The sequence below is a fragment of the Segatella oulorum F0390 genome (assembly GCF_000224615.1).
In the GTDB taxonomy this organism is placed as follows: Bacteria; Bacteroidota; Bacteroidia; order Bacteroidales; family Bacteroidaceae; genus Prevotella; species Prevotella oulorum.
Window position 1 is genome coordinate 155,447 of record NZ_JH114215.1, and the last position, 23,212, is coordinate 178,658.

Genomic DNA, 23,212 nt, shown 5'->3' on the forward strand with positions numbered 1-23,212 from the left:
TACGAACATTTTATTACTTTTGTAAACCGATGGGAAAAGAAATACCCCGTGTTACGTAAATATAAAGCCCAACGTAATATTGCTTATTTCACCTATATGGACTTCCCTGTAGAAGTACAGAGATGCATTTATACGACAAATTGGATTGAGCGGCTCAACAGAAAGTATAAAAGAACCATTAAGATGAGAGCTGCAATGCCGTCAAGTCAATCGGTTTTATTTCTGTTGGCATCTGTTGCAATGGAAGAAACACAGACTACATATCGAAGGAAAGTCTATCAATGGAGATGTTGGAAAGAGAGTAAATAATTTTGAACAAAATGGAAGATATGGGAAATTATGGTTACACACTTTTTAGGACAATACCGTGAAGCCATGCTTCGCCACTACTCGGGCAATCTCAATGCGGGCATCCTTGGCATAGGCCATCGCGTTGGCCAAGAGACGCATCACTTCTTGCGGTGCATGGAAGGCTGCACCGTGGCTGGCTAAGGAGTAGTCCCAGCGCCATTGACTCTTGCGGATGTCGTTGAGTGCTTTTGCCATTTCGGGTTGTGTGGCACCTTTCTTCCAAGCAAACTCGGCTTCTAAATGTGCTGTAGCCAACTCGTGGTTCACCTTCACAGCAAAGTCATAAACCTTCTTCTGCCGTTCATAAACATTCTGTCGCAGTGTTTCTGCATCTTGCCGGTGGCAGGTTTGGCAGGTGCGATCAATCTTGGCCAACGGACTTTGCACGTGGTGGTCGGTGTATTTAATACCGCCTTCCTGCATATAAGGCATGTGGCAATCGGCGCAACTCAATCCGCGTTGCCCGTGAATACCTTGCTTGAAGAGTTCGTAACCTGGATGTTGCGCTTTTAAGATTTTAGCCTTTGACAGCGGATGGATGTAGTCATAAAAGCCAATACTGTCGTAATAGGCTTCGGCGGCTTCACAAGTAAGTCCCTTGTCTTGTGGGAACTTTAAGTATTGATGGTTGTCTTTCTCAAAATAATATTCGGTGTGGCATTGTGCGCAGACTAAAGAGCGCATCTCTTGATGGCTGGCCTTGTTGACATCTTTACCGGCACGCTTCCATGCCTCATATAATGCCGGGCGTGCGGGACGTAAATCCATTGTGCGTGCATCGTGGCAGTCAGAACATCCCACGGTGTTCATCACTTCGGGTCCCCAGTCACTCCATTTTGCACCATAGAAAGCCCCAATACCTTTCTCGCGCATCAAGCGTGGTATATCAGGACCTTTACATGTCCAGCATGTTCCAGGCTGAATATCACCGTCGCCGTCGATACCTGGATTTCCCGTTCGTAAAATCTTTCTAAGGTCTTCAATGGCATGGCGATGGCCACGTGGCGTGTTGTAGTTGCGTGAGAAAGCATAGCCCGCCCAAATAATCACAATATCGGGAAAAGCTTTGAGGATGTCGCGCTCTTGCGAACCGTTGTACATGCTCTTGAAAGTGGTGTCGGCCGTCATCGCCCACGTTTCATACTCGCGCGGAAAGTCTTCTTTAAACTTCTCGTTCTGTGCGACAGTCGAGTCAGTCATGGGCACGCGCCGATTGTTGAAAACACTGGCCACTTCTGCTCTTCGTTCGAGTAGTGAAAAGCAGAGGAGCCCTAAAACAAACACAATGAGCATGGAACCGCCGAACAGCATCCAGCCTTGCCATTTTTTTAATTGCTTAGCCATATTCTTTAAATTTTTAGATTTCACAAATGATGGTATTTCTCTTTATTCGTTGTCTTTTATATAATATGAGTTGTCCTATATATAATATAAGGTGTAACCTCATCGTCCCAAAGCCTTTTGCAACCATTCGGGAACAGGATTAGGAGGCAGGGGCACCTGCGATTCGGCGTTGGGTGTCTTAGCCAAACCGTTCATTCCACCGTGCGGAACATCGCGGTGGCAGTCCCAACAGGCTAATCCTTCGCCGCGTTTGGCCATCATATAGTTGATACGTCCCGTCTTCACAAACTCTTGATTGAGTTGTGTGTGGCAGCGAATGCAGTTGTCCATAATCACGTTGGCCGAACTCTCTTCAGCCATGATGGCCTGCCGTTCGGAGTTGGTGACGAAATAAGCCACGTGCTTCATGCCATCCATTCCTTTAAAAAAATATTTTTTAGCAATGTTCTGATGGGGCACATGACAATCGTTGCACGTTGCATCTCGTCCATGTGAAGAGTGCGCCCATGTAGCGTAATAAGGTGTCATGATGTGGCAATTCACGCACGCCGCAGGGTCATCACCGATAATATAGGTATGCAGGCGCAACGTATAAGCAAACAAAAGTGCTAATCCAACAATGATGCCGCCCGTTGTGAGTCCTACGACCTTCTGTCGATAGGTGATGCGCTCAGTCCATTTATGTAAACTACTTAGATTCATAATCTTTAGTTAGGAGTTGGCCACAAAATTAGAGAATAAATCGATAGCTACGGTTAAGAAAACTGAAAAATATCCTCATTTGTAGGGATTTTGTGGTTTGATACCTGTGCTATGTAGCATTTTTCCTCTGCGCTGCAAGTAGTTTATTGAGAAAAGCGAGTGGGCGTTGTGTGCGGAAGGCGGATTGCAGCAAACTTTTTTCAGGTGTTGTCTGTTACGATTGGTTCGCCGCAAGAAATCAAAAGCAAACGGAACAAGTTTAGAAATAAAATTGTAAATTTGCCCACGCAATCATCTTTTAGCGTATTCAGCGATATGAAATCATTCAAGTTTGGGCTTCTTCCGCGCATCCTCATCGCCATTTTGTTGGGTGTGATTTGCGGCAATGTGTTTGGCGAATCCCTTGTGCGCATTTTTATCACGGTCAACAGCATTTTTGGTCAGTTCTTAGGTTTTATGATTCCGCTCATCATCCTGGGCATGGTGGCTCCGGCTATTGCCAACATTGGCAGTACGGCGGGCCGCATTTTGTTGGTAACGGTGGTGCTGGCCTATGCCGACACAGTGCTGGCTGGCCTGTTGGCCTATGGCACAGGCAGCTGGCTCTTTCCGTCGTTGGTGTCGGCCACACAAGGTGTTCACATCGAACAGCCTCATGCGTTGAAGCCTTTCTTTGAACTCAACATTCCCGCTTTGATGGATGTGATGAGCGCTTTGGTACTGGCTTTCATGGTGGGTCTGGGCGTGGCCTATGGTAAAGGCGACGTGTTGAAGCGCGGGCTGAATGAGTTTGGCACCATCGTTGAGCGCGTGATAGAGAAAATCATCATTCCCTTGCTGCCCATCTACATCTTTGGCATCTTCCTAAATATGACCTATAGCGGCGAGGCCTACCACATTCTTTTGGTGTTTGCCAAAATCATTGTGGTGATTTTTGTGCTCCACATTGTTGTGCTGCTCTATGAGTTTGTGGCCGCAGGTGTGTTTGTCAAGCAAAACCCGTTTCGCCTGCTTTTCAACATGTTGCCCGCCTATTTCACGGCCTTAGGCACATCGTCTTCGGCAGCCACCATTCCCGTGACGCTGAAGCAAACGCTCAAGAATAGGGTAGACGAGGGCGTAGCCGGCTTCACCATCCCTTTGTGCGCTACGATTCACATGTCGGGCTCCATGATGAAGATCACGGCCTGTGCGCTCACCGTTTGCCTGATGAATGGCCTTCCCCACAGTTTCCCGCTCTTCCTCAATTTCATGCTGTTGCTGGCCATTTGCATGGTAGCCGGTCCGGGCGTTCCCGGTGGTGCCGTGATGGCCGCATTGGCTCCGTTGGCCTCCGTGTTGGGCTTTGGCTCCGAGGAGCAAGCGCTCATCATCGCCCTTTATATTGCGATGGATAGCTTTGGCACGGCCTGCAACGTGACGGGGGATGGAGCCATCGCCGTGGTGGTGAACAAAATCTTTCGCAAACGGCCTGTTACTGTGTAATCGTTGCGCCAGCATGCCGTTGCCGTCGTAGGTTGTCACATTTCCTTTCACCATCGCGTGCCCACACCATGCAGCCGCGCCCGTTGTAAGTCTAGTTTTAAAGCGAAATCACATTAGTGAGCGGCTCGCTGACCGTTTTTAAAGCGAAATCACATTAGTGAGCGGCTCGCTGACCGTTTTTAAAGCGAAATCACATTAGTGAGCGGCTCGCTGATGATTTTTTAAATGAAATCACATTAGTGAGCGGCTCGCTGACCATTTTTTAAGCGAAATCACATTAGTGAGCGGCTCGCTGACCATTTTTAAAGCGAAATCACATTAGTGAGCGGCTCGCTGACCGTTTTTAAAGCGAAATCACATTAGTGAGCGGCTCGCTGATGATTTTTTAAATGAAATCACGTTAGTTATTGCTTCACTAATCTGTTTCAAAGAAAAAAATCACGTTAGTTATTGCTTCACTAATTTGTTTCAAAGAAAAAATGCGTTAGTTATTGCTTCACTAATCCGTTTCAAAGAAAAAATGCGTTAGTTATTGCTTCGCTAATCTGTTTCAAAGAAAAAATGTCGGATGAGCCAAACTTTTTTCGATATATTCCCCTTACGACCGCATCGTTTTTAATCGTTCGTCCGTGGACGCTCGCATGTTTTTTTTCATTTTCGGCTGTTCGTCCGTGGGCGAACGGTGTTTTTTCAACTGATTCTATTGGTGCCAAATCGTGTTCGAAAGTATTTTTATCAAGGTAAAAGCGTTGCAGTTTCGTTTCTTTTTTATAATTTTGCAATCGTAAATTATAAGTGCATATTGCTTACAGATAGAAAAATTAGAACTTGTTCATTTTAGAAAACATTATGAATAGCTTTGCGACAGCTTAAATTCTTCGCATGCACGACACAAAAAAGATTTGTATTCCACCTATTAAAATTCCCATTATAATGAGAAAATTGCAGAATATTAGATGCATCCATCGCTTAGGAATGTTGTTGTTTCTGGGCTTTTTGTGCATGGGGCCATGCTGTTCCTCGGCTTTGGCACAGACGCAAAACGAAGTCAAAGTGACCTTGTCGCTACGCAATGCCACGGTTGAAACGTTTGCCAATGAAATTGCTCGTCAAACGGGTTTGACCATTTCCTATGCGGATAACGATGTGAAAGCACTTAAGGGTGTTACCTTTGATGTGCGCGAACAGCCTTTATCCAGCATGCTCATCACCTTGAGCAACCAACTTCCCTTAACTTATCGCATCGAAGGCAACACGCTTTATTTGGGTAGCAGCAAAGCCAATCAGCGCAAGAAAGGCATTTATGGCCAGGTGACCGATGGCAATGGCGAGCCTTTGGTTGGTGCCATCGTGCGTGTGGAAGGTGTGAATGGCGGTTTTGTGACCGATGTGAATGGTGAATATCAAGTGCAGACCGATTTGAAAGAAGTCAAAATCACGGTGTCGTCGGTAGGCTATAAAACCGTTACAAAGATGATAAAGCATGGTGCTTCGGGCAATATCGTGATGCACGAAGACACGCGCGAAATACAAGAAGTGGTGGTTACGGGCTACGGCACGAAGAACAAAAACTCGTTTACCGGTGCGCAAGTGGCCGTCAGTCGAGACCAACTGATGAACATGGGCACCAAGAATGTGCTGCAAAGTCTGTCGGCTTTTGTGCCGGGTATGGTGGTGCTCGACGATAACGTCAAGGGTTCCGACCCCAATAAGTTGGCCGATATCAACATTCGTGGCCGTGCCACCTTTGAGGGGCAGGCCAACACGCCCGTCTTTGTGGTCGATGGTTCGCAGGTTTCTGCCGAATATGTCTACGATATGGATATGAACGACATCGAGTCGGTCACGGTGTTGAAAGATGCTTCTGCCTCGGCTTTATATGGCGCCAAGGCTTCGGCGGGTGTCATTGTCATCACCACCAAGGCTTTGAAGGGTGGAAAGTTGAAACTGAATTATAGCGGAACGGTGCGCCTCTCGACGCCCGATTTGCACGATTATCATCTGCTCAATGCTGCCGACAAACTCGAATATGAGCGTCTGGCGGGCTTGTTTAAAGACAGCGACCCCACGCGGCAATACACGTTGGATCGCGATTATGCGCGGCTTTTCAATGAGGTGCAGCGTGGTGTTGACACAGATTGGCTGTCGAAACCACTTCGCAATGCTATCTCGCAGAGCCACAGCGTGAGCTTGGATGGTGGCGATGAGCGCGCCAAATATAATCTCGGAGTGCGCTATGGCAACGATGCCGGTGTCATGCGTGGGTCCGATCGTACACGTCTCTCCACCAATTTCAAGCTCTCTTACAATGTTTCGGGCAAATTCTTTGTGTCGAACAATGCCACGATTTCGTCGGTAACGAGCAACACTTCTCCCTATGGTGATTTCGGAACTTGGGCGCAACAAAATCCATACGAAAATCCTTATACGGCCGATGGCGAGCTGCGTAAGTCGTTCTATCACGACATTGCCAACCCGCTTTACGAAGCCTCTTTGGGCAGTTATGGCAAGACCAACACCTTTGAATTCCTCAATACCACCAACGTGCAGATTTGGTTTGGTGAGAAATACCGATTGGATGGCGACTTCTCTATCGACAGAAGCAAGCAAGATGCACGCCGTTTTACGTCGCCTTTCTCGTATAATGAGATTCTGACCAAGTCGGCCGATCAACGCGGTTATTTAGACGACAACTGGGTGAACACCACTACCTACCAAGGAAAGGTGATGCTCTCTTATAATGATTACATCTTTAAGAAGCTGTTTTTAACGGCTATGGGCGGCAGTAGCATCGAGTCGTCTTCGGTTGATGCTGCAGGCTATCGCTCCATCGGTTTCTATTCCGACAAGCTCGGTCATCCGGGTTTTGCCTCGACCTATGCGCTCAACAGTCACCCATCGGGTTCCGATACGCAATCGCGTGGCGTAGGTTTCTTTGTCAATGCCAACACCATTTGGGATAACAAATATTTCTTAGACTTGATTTATCGTTACGAGGGCTCTTCAAAATTTGGTAAAAACAAGCGTTTCGCACCATTCTGGAGTGTGGGCGGCGGATGGAACCTTCACAACGAAAAGTTTATGAAAGGGTTGCCCATTCAGTTGCTGAAGCTCCGTGCCAGCGTGGGCTATTTGGGCAACATCAATTTCAATCCCTATCAAGCACTGACCACTTATAGTTACAGCAATAGCTTGAATTACGGAAAAGGAACCGGTGCTGTGCCCATCACCATCGGCAATCCCGATTTGAAATGGGAACGCACTTTGAGCACGAATATCGGTGTTGACTTCACGGCCTTGCGCGGAAGAATCGACCTCTCGGCCGACTATTACATCAAGAACACCGACAATTTGCTTTTAGATATTACGAAAGCGCCCTCTATCGGTGTGACAACCTCGCGTGAAAACATCGGTGAGGTGGAGAATAAAGGTTTCGAAATGCGCCTGCGCACCATCCCCATTCAGAATAAAGATTGGCAATGGTCCATCGGGTTCACCTATTCTTATAATAAGAATAAAATCAAGAAAATCAGTAATGCGTTGCGCGAACAAAACGAGAAAAACCTTGCTAAAGGTGGTGTGGCGCCGCTTCCTGTGTATGAAGAAGGCCAGTCGCTCACAGCCATCAAGGTGGTTCCTTCAGCAGGTATCGACCCCATCACAGGACAAGAGGTCTACATCAAGCGCAACGGGCAATACACCTTTGTGTATAGTCCTAACGACAAAGTCATCTTTGGCGATAGCAACCCTTATGGCATTGGTGCCATCAACTCCTATCTCACCTATCGCAATTTCGCATTGAGCGCTTCGTTCCAATACTCTTTTGGTGGCGCCTTGTACAACGAAACGTTGGCATCGAAGGTCGAAGGTGCCAATCCTAAGTATAATGCCGACCGCCGTGTGCTGAGCGATCGTTGGAAAGAAATGGGCACCATTGCACGCTTTAAACGCATTGATGACACCACAACACCCAACCAGACTTCACGCTTCATCGAAAAGAACAACTATCTTCGCATGAGCAGTTTGTCGCTTTCGTATGAAGTTCCTGTGGCATGGCTACAGAAATATGGTCTGCGCCGCATGTATTTAGAGTTGCTCACCAATGATTTATTCTATCTCTCTACGGCAAAACGCGAGCGTGGTTTGTCCTATCCTTACGACAGAAGTGTAGAGTTCTCAGTACGTTTCTCACTATAAAAAATGGCATAAGAATGAAAAAGATATATCAATATGTCTGCCTGTTCCTCTCGGTTGTCGCATTTTCATCGTGCAACGACTTCTTGGATGTGCAACCCAAAGGGCAGTTAGAGCAAAGTAAGATGTTCGATGATATGATGGGTTTCGAGGATGCTATGTTTGGTATCTATGCTAAAATGGCAGCCGGCGACCTCTATGGCGAGAACTTATCGTGGGGCATGATTGACCAGATTGGGCAGCAATTTGGCTATGATAATCCGCAAGAACTCACCTATCATTTCAACCATTATGACTATCGCAATCAGCAAGCACGCAATGTGATTGATAAGGTGTGGGCTAAACAATACGAAGTCATTGCTTGTATCAATAATGTATTAGTGCATGTAGACCAAAAGAGTTTTGCACCCGAAGAGCGTAAACACATGAAAGGCGAATGCTTGGGGCTGCGTGCTTTCCTGCATTTCGATGTGGCACGCCTGTTCTGCAACGACTATACACGCAGCAATGCCACAACCGAAGGATTGCCTTATGCTACGACGTTCAATTTGAAAAACAAGGAGAAGCACACCTTGTTTGAAACATTCCAACTCATTTTGAATGATTTGAATGAGGCCGAAACGCTGTTGGCCGATGACGACGATGTAAGCTATGACGGCACTTTCCAGCGCGATTACAGCAAAGGGCGCGTGATGCTTTTCAACAAATATGCGGTGAAGGCCACCAAAGCACGCGTGTATTACGCGATGGGAAACTACACCGAAGCTGCGCGCTGTGCACGCGAAGTGATTGCCGCCAACCAATTATTTAAATTGAATAGTGCGTCAACCATCGACGCTGTGATGCGCTTCCCTGCCAATAAAGAAATGATTTTTGGGCTGTATAACAACACCAAAGGCGAAGCCATTCGGTCTACGTTCTTGCGCTCAACGGGCAAGGGTTCTTATACAGAGGCGCGCCGCGATGTGAAAGATTTGTATGAAACGAACACTTTCTCTGCTTTGAGTTCCGACCTTCGTTACAGCACCTTCTTCCGCGAAAATGCTTCGGGAGGGACCTCCTCTTTTAGCTTTGTTCGATTAATCCAGAATGATGCTGAGGCGAAGTCTACCGATGCTTTGAAAGGCTTTGTGCTCATCAGTCTGCCCGAGATGTATTATATTTTGGCCGAGAGCGTTTATGATAGCAATTCAACCGAGGCCATCAGCTTGCTCAATCAAGTGAGGAAGAGTAGGGGGCTTGCGGCCATTGCCTCGACAAGAGTCGATTCAAAGGCTAAATTTGTGAACGAAATGCTGTTGGAGCGGAGACGCGAATTTCCGGGAATGGGGCAGACGTTCTATGCGTTGAAGCACTATAATCAGAGCTTTACCGATTTTAGAAACATCGACACCTATCAGCCTACCAATGACATTTTTAATCTGCCTTGGTCCGATAGAGAGCGTGAATATGGTAATCCATAAATAGTCTTATGATATAAACGAATGAATAATATGAAGAAGTCTGTCAAATATACATTTGCTTTGGGGCTGACCATGTTGGCCTTTCAAGCGTGCACCACGGTAGATTATGATGGTGAATATGCCAAAAAGGGCGAATATGACTCACAAAATCAAGTTTATTTTCATGCTAAAAATGACGCCGACACGCTTACCAATTTCTCGTTTGGTACGCTGCCAACAACCGTCACACGCGAGACCGTTCATGTGCGTGTCGATTTAGCTGGGCGGTTGAAAGCAGCGCCACAAGCCATTAAGATTGTGGTGGATAGCAAGAGCACTGCGCAAGAAGGAGTGCATTTCTTGTTGCCCGAACAACAGCCTGTGATACCGGCAGATAGTGGTTATGTGAACTATCCTGTGGTGCTCTTGCGTGACCATCTCAGCGATACGCAAAACGATCACATTCGCTTGGTGCTACGTTTAGAACCTTCTTCAGAAGTGAACACACGCTTTGCCGACAAACTGAAATACACCATCACGTTTGATAATGTGTTGGAGAAACCCACATGGTGGGATAGTTACTTGCGAGCCTATTTCGGTATGCCCCCTTTCACGCCTGCAAAATATCGGATGTTGTTGTCGTTTTATAACAACGACCCCAAAGAAATTGAGAAAGCAATGGGAAGAAGTGGCATTACGCAACTGTACAGAAATGTTCAGAAGGTGATTGCTTATTTCAGGGCACATCCCGAATAGGGCCACATAATATGCAGCATATTAGCGGGCAATAGCTATCTTTTTGCGACGTAATTTGCAGCATATTACAGCACATTTCATAATGTTTTAAGTAGCAGTGCATGGCACACTTGTAAAATAAAGAAAACTGATGATGAAAAAATATATATTTTTAGTGGGATTGTTCGGACTCCTTTTGAGTTCGTGTATCAAAGACGATTCTACCTATGGAGACGACAATGTGTCGCAATTAAGTTTGCAGACTCCTTTGGATAAGACGTATACGTTGAACCAAGGTGAAGTGTTAAACCTTTCGCCCACGGTGGTTCAGACCAACGCGCAATTACCCATTAGCTATGAATGGGAAGTGAATCACCAAAAGGTATCTACGCAACCCAATTTAAGTTATACGTGTACGAAATCGGGCATCTATCCCTGTCGGTTGAAGATTACCAATGGACAAAACATGCAACTCTATGAGTTCTCGCTCAATGTGGAGTTTGCCTATACGCAAGGTCTGTTTGTTTTGGCCGAGAAAGATAGCCATGCTATCTTGACTTATGTGCCTTCCGATGCCTCGAGAAAGCATTTCGAGTTGGATGTTTTAGCACCCAATAATCCTGGAATTACCTTTGGTGCGCCTTGTTCTATGGCTTGGAACAAAAATTTAGGCAACCAAGATAATAATATTTTAGTGCTGGCAGCGGGCAATCCTTCAACCATTTACCAATTGGATGGTTACGAAATGGTGTCGACATTCAAGACCAATGCCCCCGGACGTGTGTCTCAGATTGTGCGCAGTTCGAACACCAGTGAGTACCTATCCATGCTGATTATTGATGGCGGATTGTATTCTTTGGCAGTGCGTTCAACCAACCTTGTGCCCAAAACGGGAGACTTCAGCTCAGTGTTGGGCTATGTTCCCACGTTTGCTAACGTGATGGCTCCTTGGTGGAGAAATGATTTATTCTATGCACATGCCGATGCTTATTTCGATAATTCACGCGGGGCATTGTTAGCCTATGGCATTGAATCACAGGCTGTTCCTAAGGAAATTGTACATGGAACCTTCACTGATGAGACGTTAGTGGGCATGGGGGGTGTTGACAAACAGCGCAATTTAGCGGTCGTTACCCGTCATACAACGACCGGGAAATACTATCTTACGCATCTTTTCCCAGGCTATTATTCAGCAGATGCCAGCCGACGTATTGCGCCCAACGTGTTCTATCATGCCGAAATTCCTGCCACAACAGGCATCACAACCAGCTCAATCGTTCGCACAGCACGCAGCAAGAATCTCATTTATTTCACCGCAGGAAACAAGATTTATGCGCACAATGTGCTGGCCGGTGCATCCATTTCAACCACACCGCTGTTCACTGTGGGCAACGCTACAGAAACGATTGTCGACATGGTGTTCTCTGATGACGATGATAAATTGTATGTTGCAACAAATAGCACCGCAGGAACACTGCCTGGAAATCTTTATTGTTATGATTTACAAGCCAACACCTTGCTTTGGCAGAAGCCCAATGTCACGGGGAAAATTGTGAAGATGTTATATCGAAATTAATATTATAGGAAATTAATACATGAATTTTTCAGTGTTTAAATCTTCTTTAGGGGGAGCCTTGTTGCTCCTCTTCTCTTTGCAAACGCCTGTGGTCTGCGCAGGAAATTTTCAAGCGTTTTCGGCTTCAAAGTCTAAAAAGGAAACAAAATATGACCGTCTTTTTAAGGACAAGAAGACCGAGACGGCGCGCAGTAAGTTTATTACCGTGCACAAGATGGACAACCGTATTTATTTTGAATTGCCCCGGACATTGCTTAAAAAGCAAATGATGTTGGGAGGGACTATTGTGTCGACGACCGACCCCGATTATGTTGTTGTGGGAGCACACAACTTTAATCCCATCTTGTTTTATTTCGATATTCAAGACAGTGCGGTGGTGATGAAGACGCCCAACAATGTGTTGTTTCAAAATAATGGAGCTGACACACAACTTAAAGGTGCGTTGGCGTTGACTTATCGCGATGCCATTTGGAATGGATTTAACATTGCAGCCTATTCCAACGACAGCAGTGCGGTGGTGTTTGATGTAACGTCTTTATTGGGAAAGCCCAATAGTGCGTTGGCTGTGATGCCTACCAAAAAAGGGAATTATGCGCTCAAAGCAACGCCAAAATCAGAGTTGTCGTTCATTCGTTCGGTGAAGAGCTTTGACACGAACCTCACCATTACAAACGATTTCTCGTATGGCATTTCGAAATCTTTGATGTCAATGCCCATCGGAGGGGAGATGCCTACGACCGTAGGGGTGAGCTATACGGTGGCTTTATTGCCCGAAAGTGCTATGCGCCCACGCATCATGGATTCGCGTATGGGTGTGAATTCATCGGTTCGTTTGGAAATTCCTAATGGCGGAACAAAGAGCCAACGTATTTTTTATGCACATCGTTGGAATTTGGTTCCAAAAGATAAAAAAGGCTATGCTAAGGGAAAATTAACCGAGCCCGTAGTGCCCATTCGTTTCTATGTGGACGATGCCTTCCCAGAAAACTGGAAGAAACCCATTCGGGAGGGTGTGTTACAATGGAACAAAGCCTTTGAAAAAATAGGCTTTAAGAATGCGATTGAGGTAGTGGACTTCCCACAAAAGCGTGGTGATTTCGATCCTGATAATATTGAGTATTCGTGCATTCGCTATGTTCCGAGTGGTGCATCGGCTCTGCCTTCGAGTGATATTCATGTCAATCCCAACACGGGAGAGATTATGGAGGCTTCGATGTTTATCTATTCAAATGTAGAAACGTTGTTGCACCGGCAATGTTATGTTGAGACGGCTGCTGTTGATCCTTCAGTGCGTTCAAATCGTTTGCCCGAAGCAAAGTTTGCCGAAGCGCTATCTTTCTTGGTTACAAAGGAGATGGGTCGCATGTTAGGTCTTTTGGATAATCCAGGTGCCTCGGCCACTTATCCCACCGACTCGCTGCGCAATGCACGTTTTACAACGACCATGGGGCTGACGCCTTCGGTGATGGACGATTTCCATTATAACACCATTGCACAACCTATGGACAAGGGTGTGCGCTTGGTTCCTGCGGGCATCGGTATGTATGACGCATTCACCATCAATTGGAATTATCGTTATTTCAATCCCGAGCAGACCTCTATCAATGAGGAAAAGAAGATTTTGGAGGCTTTTGTTGATAGCAAAATCAAAAATCCTCGTCTCAGATATTATGATGCACGCTATAACAAATGGGATCCGCGTGCACAGTCAAGTTTGTTGGGAAATGACTTCATTGCAACGGCTAATTACACGAATAAAAACCTGAGTATCGCCCAAAAGGGGCTGACTTCTTGGATTAAGAATGATGAGGACACCCGCATAAAAGAAAAACTTTATTGGGGAATTTCACAGGCACGTTATGCACTTTTCCAGCAAGTGTTGAGCAATGTGGGAGGCATTTATATCAACAACATGAAGATTTCGTCGGGAGTGCCGCGCTATCAAGTGGTTTCCAAGGCTCTTCAGCAACGTTCTTTGCAATGGGTGTTGCAACAGGCGGTGCATTTCACCGACTATGCTGACCGCGTTTTCGAGCGTAAAGGCTTTATGGCCGTGAGCTATTACGACCAATCGTTGGAGTACATGGCTTATGAAATCTTGGCTGCTCGCACACGTGTTGCCGTGTCGGCCTATTTAAATCCAGCCACCTACTCGCAGAAAGATTATTTCGACGATGTGTTTAACGTGTTCTTTAAAAGTGCTGCAGAGCAGCGTGCCCCGTCGCAAGGCGAACGCATTATGCAGCGCACGTTTATGAACTATGCGCAAGCAGCCGTTTCGAAAGTAACGGGTAGTGGAAGTTCTTCAGGCGCATCGGGTGGGAGAGCAGCCTTTATGCAGGCCGAAACCAGCACTACTCCAGGCTTTGGTGACCCCGGATTAAATCTCTCTCCCAATGTGGATCTCAACATAGCCGACAACTCTGAGCTCTATTTTTATAACAGCCTGCTGCGTTTGCGCCCCTTGTTGCAGAAATGTTTGAAGGGCAATTTGCCTCTTGCTGCAAAGACGCACTATGAGATGTTGCTGTTTAAGTTGAACAAAACCATGGAGGTGAAGAAATGATGCAGCATAAGTATGTTTCTACGCGTGCCGTTTTAGGTGCGACACTGCTCGTTGTTTCGCTTGGCTTTTCGCTTTCTACGCAGGCTTTTCCTTTCTTTAAAAAGAAAAAGAAAGCTACGCCTATGGTGGTGAAAGATGCTTATACACGTGCTATTTCGGATGCCAAAACTGATTCGGCCAAGGGGTCTTTCATCTCGTTTTATCGCACAGAAGATAGACTTTTGGTGGAGTTGCCACCCCAGACCTTGGGGCGCGACATGCTCATCGGCGCAACTATTTCATCGGTTTCCAATCCGCAGTTTGCCGAACTGGGATTTAACAACGGAGCGTTGACGCATGTTCGCTTTGTTGAAAAGGATAGTGCCATTGTGATGGAGGCGGTGAATTCTGAGATGATGGATGCGCTGCCAGGCAACACGCCAAAGCGTTCTGAAGAGCAGAACTATCGCAACCTCGATTTCTTTACGTTCCCCATCAAGGCGCGTAACAAGAAAACAGGAGGCATTCTCTTCGATGCTTCGTCGCTGTTCTTGCGCGAAAGCCGCTATTTTCCCGTCATCTCTAAGTCTGCAGGTCCGTTTCGTGTGGATGCCGATTTAAAGGATGATCTGTCGCGTGTGACGGCAATGAAGGTGTTCGACACCAATGCCTGCGTGCAAATGGAGCGCAATTACATCACCAATATGAGCGGCGGGAGTGGCGATGTGGCAGTGGGCAATTATCCCGTTTCGATTGGGGTGAACTTCACGTTGGCGTTGCTGCCCGAGAAAGCCATGAAGCCTCGGTTGAGCGACACACGTGTGGGCATGTTCTTAACGCCGAAATCCATTGTCAATAATGGGCTTATTGAGCGGGTGAGTTTCGTCAACCGTTGGCGCATAGAGCCTAAAGACACGGCTGCTTATTTCGCGGGGCAACTCACCGAACCTGTGAAACCCATCGTATATTATGTGGAGAACACCTTCCCGGCATTATGGAAAAAGGCCATTAAGGCTGGAATCTTGCGTTGGAACAAGGCCTTTGAGCGCATTGGATTTAAGCATGTGATGCAGGTAAAGGATTTCCCTACCGACGACCCTTCATTCGATCCTGACAACTTTAAATATTCGTGCATTCGCTATTTGCCGGTGGCTGTGGAGAACGCTATGGGACCTTCCTGGGTTGATCCGCGCACGGGCGAGATTGTCACGGCCACCGTATTGGTCTACAACGACGTGGTGAACACCATTAACAACTGGCGCTTTGTGCAGACGGCGCAGCGCGACCCTGCTGCACGTGCTACGACCATGCCCGACAGTTTGATGGCCTCAACGCTCGAATATATCATCGCACACGAGGTGGGCCACACACTCGGCTTCCCCCATAACATGGGAGCTTCGGCGGCATTTCCCACCGATTCGCTGCGGTCGGCCACCTTCACACAGCAATATGGCACCACACCTTCCATCATGGATTATGCGCGTTTCAACTACGTAGCGCAACCCTCTGACAAGGGCGTGGCGATGGAACCGCCCTTCCTTGGCGTCTATGATTACTATGCTTTGGAGTGGGCCTATCGCGTGTTCCCTCATTCCAAGAGCTACAAAGACGACATCGCACCGCTCAACAAGCTCGTCGAAGCCCATGCCAACGACCCCATGTATCGTTATGGCATGCAGCAAACGGGCGTTAAATACGACGACTCCTCTATCGAAGAAGATTTGGGCAACGACCCCGTGAAGTCGAGCAATTATGGGTTGCAAAACCTCACCTACATCTTAAAACACTTTGATGAATGGATTCCCGACGGCGAAGACGGCACGCGCAAGGCCGAACTCTATCGTGCCATGGCCTCGCAATCTTATGGCTACATGCGCAACGTCTATGCCCACATCAGCGGCATCCATCTCTTGCAGTCGTCCGAATCGTCGGGCCTTCCGCGCTATCAGGTAGTGCCCAAAGCGCAACAACGCACCGCAGCCCTATGGATGTTGGACGAAGCCCGTCGCTTTGGCAAACGTGGAGTGCCCGAAATCGAACAGCGATTGCCGCAGCTCAACAACCATCCTTATAAGATGCTCGAGAGCGGGGTGCAAGAATATGCCCTCTCAGCCACGCCGCGTCTGGCACTGACCTATTACCTCGATTCCACGTCTTACTCGCCGTTGGAATATTGCGATGATGTCTATCGAAACGTGTGGGCAAAGACGCTGGCGGGCGATGAGAACTTAGACGAGACCGATCGTGCGCTGCAAAACATCTATGTGGAGAAGTTGCGCCAAAATGTTGACGAGGTGAAGCAAATCGGCAAGGTGCGCAGTTTGCAAACCAACGCGCCCGATAGCGTGGCGTTCCTTAGCTTTGGTAGCGGTTATGGTGAGCCCGAATCGATGTGGACTGAGACCGTCGACCGCACTGCCGAATATATTTTCCACTACGCGCAGCAGCTCAAACAGCTGTTGGAGGCGCGCATCGCCACCACCCGTTCGTCGGCCGTCAAAGCCCATTACGAATTGCTCTACGCCCGCGTGTTGCGCTATCTCAACGGCTAAGCACAAATTTGTTGTTTTTGGGGGCGATTCCAACGAGACGCAACACGATTTTGTTGTTTCGGGGTTGATTCCACACGGAAAGCCGCCAAATGTGAACACATGAGCACCACAAAATAGAGCGCCACGCCGGCCACCGACACCACGAAAGCCGCCAGAGCATAGTCCCACAGTGGCGTTTGCGCGAGGTTGCCCTCGGCGGTGAGCAGTGTGCGCACCACAAGCCACAACAAAACAAAGGGAACGAGCGCCAGCAGTCCGTGAACCGCCGACAGCCCGACGGAGCAGGGCAGCAACCATTTGCGGCCTCCCATGTAAGCTCCTAAACGTTTGAGGGTTTTTATCATATCATGAATAATGTAGAATTTGGAAATGGGTTTGCTGCAAAAATACCGAGAATAAACAGTGCGCGCAATACCTAAACGTGGGTATTTTATGGCTTTTTGCCATTCAAGCGCACGTTAGTTATCGCGTATCTAATCTGTTTCAAAGAAAAAACACGTTAGTTACAGTGTATCTAATCCGTTTCAAGGAAAAAACACGTTAGTTACAGCGTATCTAATCCGTTTCAAGGAAAAAACACGTTAGTTACAGTGTATCTAATCCGTTTCAAGGAAAAAACACGTTAGTTACAGCGTATCTAATCCGTTTCAAGGAAAAAACACGTTAGATACCGCGTATCTAATCCGTTTCAAAGAAAAAATATGTTAGTTACAGCGTATCTAATCCGTTTCAAAGAAAAAATGCGTTAGTTCCCGGGGGGCTAATCTTTTTTCACTTTGATCAGCGCAAAAAGTAACTGTTGAAAGCGCTTTTTCTCCGAGCGGCGGTAGAAAAAATGTGGATTGCGGCGCATTTACCTATTTTTAGGTATTGTGGTTTTGGGTTGAGGGTTGTACCTTTGCATTGTTTTTACGCTGTCTGCTCCATTCTGTTGCGAAAAGAAAGGCACGCGGGCAGGAGTATACATTAATTATTATATACAGAACTACAAATATGTTGATCCTTTTACAATGGAGAGATGTGGTCGGTCGGAGCGGCCTTGGTCTGCTGCGGTGGATGATGCTGGGGCTGTGTCTGTGGATGGGCGTTGCGATGGGCGCAGCGCATGGTCTTGCGGCACCTGCTGACGACCACGCTCAAATGACGTTTATCATTCAAACCGCCGGCACCCATGAGCCGATTGTGGGGGCTACGGTGCAAAGCGATGGAGCACTCTCGGGTGCGGCCACCAATGGCGACGGACGCTGCACGCTGCGTTTCAAACAGGGCGTGGGGCAAGTGAAAATCGAAGTGTCGTCGGTGGGATATAAGCGCTTAGTGCGCACGGTGACGGTTCGCAACGGGCAAACGCTGACGCTGTTGCTGCAAGAAGATGCTAAAATGCTCGACAATGTGGTGGTGACGGCGCAGAAACGCCACACCGATGTGCTGCAGCAGTCGGCTACGATTGATGCCGAGGCGTTGGAGAAAGGCGGTGCCAACTCGCTGGCCAAAATGTTGGAAAGTATTCCCGGTGTGAGTTCCATCAGCACGGGCAACACCATTGCCAAGCCAGTGATTCAGGGCATGCACAGCAGCCGCATTTTGCTGATTAATAATGGCGTGCGGTTGGAGAGTCAGAGCTGGGGTGCCGACCATGCGCCCGAGTTGGATTATACCGGTTCGAGCATGGTGGAGGTAGTGAAAGGTGCCGAGTGCATTCGCTACGGTTTTGGTGCGATGGGTGGCATTGTGTTGATGAACGATGCGCCGCTGCCCTACGGCTATAAGCGTGGCAAAGTGCGCGGCACGGTGAACCTTGGCTATGACACCAATGCGCGCGGCGTGAGTGGCAGTGGCAATGTGGAGATGGGCTATCGGCAGGTGGGGCTGCGCTTGCACGGCATGTACACCCGCGGCGGCGATTATCGCACGGCCGACTATCTGCTCAACAACACGGGCTACAACACCATCAGCTTGTCGGCCATGGGGGGCTGGCAAGGGCGCAAGCTGACGGCAACGCTCTTTTCGAGCATTTATTATCAGCGCAGCGGCATTTATTATGCCAGCAAAATATCCGATTTAGACCAGTTGCTGAAGCGTTTTGAATATGGACGTCCTGATCCCGAGAGTTTCTTTCCGTTTTCCTATCGCATCAAACCGCCGTTTCAACAGTCGCAGCATGTGACGCTCAAGGGCGAGCTGAAATGGGCAATCAGCAAGCAACATCAGGTGGATTTCACACTGTCGTTTCAGGAAAATTTGCGACAAGAGTTTGAAAATCGCAAAAAGGATCAGTGGAGTTGGATTCCTGTGCAGGATTTAATCCTCAAGACCTATAAGTTTGATGTGTTGTGGCATGCCAAATGGCGATTGTGGAACATGTCGACCGAGGCGGGACTGTCGAACACCTATCAAACCAATTTCAACTATCCCGGCACGAAGCAACCCGCCTTTGTGCCCAACTTTGCAGCGCTCTCGATGGGCGGCTTCTTCTTGCACAAGGCGCAATTTGGCAAGCTGCAATGTGCGCTGGGTGCACGCTATGATTTCCGAGTGATGTCGGTCAACGGCTATACGAGTCTGAGCAACTACACCTATTACGACGACTTTAAACTCTATAGCAACTTCACGGCGAGCTTGGCCGGGCATTATCAGTTTAACGAACAGTGGGATGTTCGGGCGAATGTGGGTTGGTCGTGGCGTCCACCCGACATCAACGAGCTTTATGCCATCGGTCTGCAGGACGGCTCTTATTGGGTGGTGGGCAACCGCCATTTGGCCAGTGAGCGCGGTTATAAATCGGTCTTTGGCGCTCGCTATCGCACGCCATGGCTGTCGGTGGAGCCGAGTTTCTTTTATCAGCGCATCAACAGCTACATCTACGACCACATTGGAACGGGAAAGGATCGTTTTCAGAACCGCCCGAACGGAAAATATCCTAAGTTTATCTACGACCAAGACAACGTGCGGCTCTATGGCGGCGATGTGGAGGTGACGGTGAAGCCGCTGAACGATTTGACGTTTGTGGGCAAGGGCGAATGGACGTTTGCACGCAACATCACACGCAATGATTGGCTCCCGTTTATGCCGTCAGATCGTTACGGCCTTTCGGGCAATTACGCACGTAGCTTTTCGAGCGGAAAGAAATATCGGGCATCGCTCTCGCTCTCGGGCATCTATGTGACGAAGCAACGGCGTTTCGATCCCGATAAAGATTTGGTGAGCGACTCGCCTGCGGGCTATTTCTTATTGAACGGGACGCTCGATTTTTCGATTAATTTCGCCCACAAAAGGCAATGGAAAATCATGCTCGTGGGTGAGAACATGCTCAATGCCTTGTATAAAGAGTATACCGACCGCTTTCGTTATTACGCACACGAACGCGGCGTGAATTATTCGCTGCGCACCATTTATAAATTTTAATTCGAAGCAAAATGAAACAATTCTATATCTTCATTAGCGCGATGCTGCTCTTCGCGAGCTGTTCGAACGAGCGCGTAGACGACTTCTTTAAGAAAATCATCAAAGCGCCACCCTCCTCAATAGAGCGCGACGTGAAGGGGCATGACCAGATTTATGCTGTGCATGCCATTCTGCGCATGGGCTATAAAGGGGGAATGATTGGCGTGGGGCCGAACGGCGATGACTCCGTGCGGGCTTATAACACTTATCACGTGACGGGCGACAGCACGCTCGTTCCCATTCTCCAAGAGATAGATATTTCGCGCGACGACGACGGACAAATGGTCATCACTACCGCACGTAAGCAATTCGATGTGGTGGCATCCGACAAGATTTATTATGGTTTGGAACTGCGCTATTACGACCAGAACGGAATGCTCATCAACCATCAATTCTCGGGTTATCCTTATAAAAAGGATAAAGAGGGCGTGAATGTTCCCGACGAAGACAATGCCACTTTGCTTGTGCATCAGCATTTCTTCACTGTGGGCAATAGCTCGCTCGACCAGCGTCGGGACGACGATAAAGACATCGTCCGCGGGCTTCAATTAGTCTATCCACGCACGTTGGCACAGCCTTCCACCTATTATGACCGCTACACATTTCGTGGTGCAGGCACGCAAGCCGAGCCCGCAACGAAGTATTCGGCCATCAACATCTTCGCACCACCGCATTTCACGTTGGGACAAAACCAAGTGCACTACGACGAAAACTTGTCGTGGACGGCGATTGAACGATCGGGGAAACCCGAAGCCACGCAGCCTTATGTTGCGCCCAATGGGAAGACCTACATGCTCTATCGCGTCATCGACATGATGAAGTTGAACGCGCTCACCCCCGAGATTTTCACCTACGACTATCGCGATACCGACCCCGTGGAGGAGGAATTGGGCAAAACGTTCCTTGATGCCTACAACGACGACTTCATCGATCCCGACACCGACGCGCCGCGCCAACGCTATGGCGAAACGGTGGGCTTATTGCGACAAGGGCGTAGCTTAGAAGCCGGTGCGCCATTCGACCGCTTAGGATTTAAGGGCATCATGCAATTCAAGCAAGGCAGAATGGCGTTTCAGTTGCAAATCAAAATCTGCCATATCCTCAACAAGGGGCAACAGCATGTGGGCGAAGCCGAGCGGCCGGCCAAATACTGCAACACGGAGAACAGCGAGCACGACTATCTGTGGAACTTCAACCAGTTGCAGGCCGGCTGGGATAGCTTCGACATCGACTACCCGCTGTCGGTGCGCATCTTGGCCGACACGCACGACGGCGAGACGCAATGTTGTGCCGATATCAAGCGATTTTATCCGCAGGCCGATGCTCACACGCTTTGGCGCATGCTCAATGATCCCGCGTCTTTTTTCACACAATATAGACATCATCTTGTTTTAATGTAGCACGAAAACAAAGCAAACAATGAAAAGAATCTTTCGACATATATTTATCGTTGCGGGCATTTCCGCACTTTGCACGGCGTGCGACGACTTCGTATTTGGTAACGTCCATGTCGATTATAACGAGAATCCCTTAACTGCGAAGGGACTCGCACACAGCGGCGCCGACCGCTACGTGGACAGTCTGAAGAAAATAAAGGTGACGCAGCCGCTCAACAACCCCGATCCGCAAGGCGCATTCAACAACTGGGCCACGTGCTTGGCTATGTTTAAAGAAGGTCATTCGCACGGCGACGGAATGATGCATGGGAACTTTGTCTATCGCAACGCGCCATGGCGACAGGAGCAATTTGCCATCATCCACAACAACAATACGGCCTGGCCCACGGTTGCGGTAGACCGCCAAAGCACCGTTACCTTCTTAGAGCAAAACGAGGGAAAGCGCGGTCCCGACTATATCCGCATCATTGGCGGAAGGCTGAAGCGCTGGGGCTTGTGTCTCTACTTCTTCGACAAAGAGGGACGTCTCCTCAACGACGATATCCTCAGCCACTCGGATGAGTATCAAATCTTTTTCACCGTGAGCGACGTCGACGACAAAGGGAAACCCTACACAGTGACCGATTGCCGCGGAACGTGGCATCCGAAGAAGACTTCTTATGGTGAATGGAAGCCGGGCGGAACCATCGACACAACTCCCGTGCCATCTCCCTTCTTTGCCGATAGCATTTCGTGGAAGCAACGCGCTAATGCCACTCCGAAAGTCTTTGAATATACCTACCGCGACACATGGATTCATGACGCTATGGCCGACGGAGCGCGTGAATTGTTTAATCAGCGCCTGCTTCCTCCTTTGGGACGCGCGGACGCCGACTGGGCAGTGGCGCCTTACGATCAAGACCGCGTGGGATTGAAGGGACACTTCAATTTTGATATTGAAGCCGACGAGAACGACAGCCGTCACACCGAGTGGCCACTTAAAATCACCCGCCGCGTGGACCCCGCCACAGGAGAGGCCGGAAAGTACACGCGCCCATCCTATTTGCTGCCCCGATTCTTCCTTTCGGTGCGCGTCATGAAGTGCCCGAAGGGCAGAAAGGCGCTCATTCCGCGCGACGCATACTTGCAGCGCCACTCCACCTACGAATTTCTCAGTCCCTTTATCTGCGCGGAGGCCTACAACCCCGATGAGCCGAAAGAATATGGCAACAATTCGGAGTGGAAAGAGGTGTTGCGCTTCAACATTCCCATCAAGGTGTTCTGCAGCAGCTTCGATACCGACCCTACCACCATTGATCCCAACGATCCGCTTTATTATTATTTGGGTCTTGAGATTGGTTTGACGCCGGAAGAAGCGCTCGAAGCCGCTCAAAACGTGCAAACCCACGGCGTCGGCGGTGGGCGCGGTTTAGGCAACTGGTTTCTTTAACGAATTATCATTCATC

At 48.5% G+C, this 23,212-nt stretch carries 12 protein-coding genes and 2 pseudogenes; 11 read left to right on the forward strand and 3 right to left on the reverse strand.

The genetic code is table 11. The features are described 5' to 3' along the window. Positions 1 to 309: IS256 family transposase (locus HMPREF9431_RS12045; protein WP_004379110.1), on the forward strand; the 309-nt coding region annotated here is incomplete at its 5' end. A gap of 57 nt (positions 310 to 366) precedes the next feature. Here HMPREF9431_RS12045 and HMPREF9431_RS00675 read toward each other — a convergent pair. Beyond that, a pseudogene (locus tag HMPREF9431_RS00675) lies at positions 367 to 1,695 on the reverse strand (ammonia-forming cytochrome c nitrite reductase subunit c552); the annotation flags it as partial. Positions 1,696 to 1,794: 99 nt separating this feature from the next. Further along, positions 1,795 to 2,397: a cytochrome c nitrite reductase small subunit gene (gene nrfH, locus HMPREF9431_RS00680; protein WP_004379112.1), complete on the reverse strand. Its 603-nt coding sequence runs from the start codon at positions 2,395 to 2,397 to the stop codon at positions 1,795 to 1,797. Between the two features lie 315 nt (positions 2,398 to 2,712). Between nrfH and HMPREF9431_RS00685 the strand changes: the two genes are divergently transcribed. The 7 genes from HMPREF9431_RS00685 to HMPREF9431_RS00720 all read left to right on the forward strand — a co-directional run bounded on the left by HMPREF9431_RS00685 (position 2,713) and on the right by HMPREF9431_RS00720 (position 16,926). Further along, on the forward strand, positions 2,713 to 3,882 hold the full coding sequence (locus HMPREF9431_RS00685) for a dicarboxylate/amino acid:cation symporter (protein ID WP_040560986.1): 1,170 nt from the start codon (positions 2,713 to 2,715) through the stop codon (positions 3,880 to 3,882). Between the two features lie 933 nt (positions 3,883 to 4,815). Next, on the forward strand, positions 4,816 to 8,079 hold the full coding sequence (locus HMPREF9431_RS00695) for a SusC/RagA family TonB-linked outer membrane protein (RefSeq protein WP_004379114.1): 3,264 nt from the start codon (positions 4,816 to 4,818) through the stop codon (positions 8,077 to 8,079). Positions 8,080 to 8,093: 14 nt separating this feature from the next. Next, a complete protein-coding gene (locus HMPREF9431_RS00700) occupies positions 8,094 to 9,539 on the forward strand; it encodes a RagB/SusD family nutrient uptake outer membrane protein (protein ID WP_004379115.1) in 1,446 nt (481 codons plus the stop codon). A 30-nt stretch (positions 9,540 to 9,569) separates the two neighbouring features. Continuing rightward, the gene (locus tag HMPREF9431_RS00705) at positions 9,570 to 10,274 is read left to right on the forward strand and encodes a DUF4843 domain-containing protein (RefSeq protein WP_004379116.1); all 705 of its coding nucleotides are present in this window, start codon (positions 9,570 to 9,572) and stop codon (positions 10,272 to 10,274) included. A 130-nt stretch (positions 10,275 to 10,404) separates the two neighbouring features. Next, positions 10,405 to 11,829, forward strand: a complete 1,425-nt coding sequence (locus tag HMPREF9431_RS00710; RefSeq protein ID WP_040560613.1) for a PKD-like domain-containing protein — start codon at positions 10,405 to 10,407, stop codon at positions 11,827 to 11,829. A gap of 19 nt (positions 11,830 to 11,848) precedes the next feature. Then, the gene (locus tag HMPREF9431_RS00715) at positions 11,849 to 14,395 is read left to right on the forward strand and encodes a zinc-dependent metalloprotease (protein WP_004379118.1); all 2,547 of its coding nucleotides are present in this window, start codon (positions 11,849 to 11,851) and stop codon (positions 14,393 to 14,395) included. Continuing rightward, entirely contained in the window at positions 14,395 to 16,926 is a 2,532-nt protein-coding gene (locus HMPREF9431_RS00720; RefSeq protein WP_004379119.1) for a zinc-dependent metalloprotease, read from the forward strand. The genes HMPREF9431_RS00715 and HMPREF9431_RS00720 overlap by 1 nt, the downstream gene beginning before the upstream one ends. 50 nt (positions 16,927 to 16,976) lie before the next feature. Here HMPREF9431_RS00720 and HMPREF9431_RS00725 read toward each other — a convergent pair. Then, positions 16,977 to 17,270, reverse strand: a pseudogene (locus HMPREF9431_RS00725) (ABC transporter ATP-binding protein); the annotation flags it as partial. Between the two features lie 796 nt (positions 17,271 to 18,066). Between HMPREF9431_RS00725 and HMPREF9431_RS00730 the strand changes: the two are divergent. Genes HMPREF9431_RS00730 through HMPREF9431_RS00740 form a run of 3 tightly spaced genes read left to right on the forward strand, consistent with a single transcriptional unit; the run spans position 18,067 to position 23,196 of the window. After that, positions 18,067 to 20,331, forward strand: a complete 2,265-nt coding sequence (locus HMPREF9431_RS00730) for a TonB-dependent receptor (RefSeq protein ID WP_231287739.1) — start codon at positions 18,067 to 18,069, stop codon at positions 20,329 to 20,331. Between the two features lie 11 nt (positions 20,332 to 20,342). Next, complete coding sequence (locus HMPREF9431_RS00735) at positions 20,343 to 21,770, forward strand: hypothetical protein (protein ID WP_004379124.1); 1,428 nt, start codon at positions 20,343 to 20,345, stop codon at positions 21,768 to 21,770. 19 nt (positions 21,771 to 21,789) lie between these two features. Beyond that, positions 21,790 to 23,196 carry a hypothetical protein gene (locus HMPREF9431_RS00740; protein WP_004379125.1) on the forward strand — a complete coding sequence of 469 codons (1,407 nt, stop codon included), beginning with the start codon at positions 21,790 to 21,792 and terminating at the stop codon, positions 23,194 to 23,196. Positions 23,197 to 23,212: the final 16 nt, after the last annotated feature.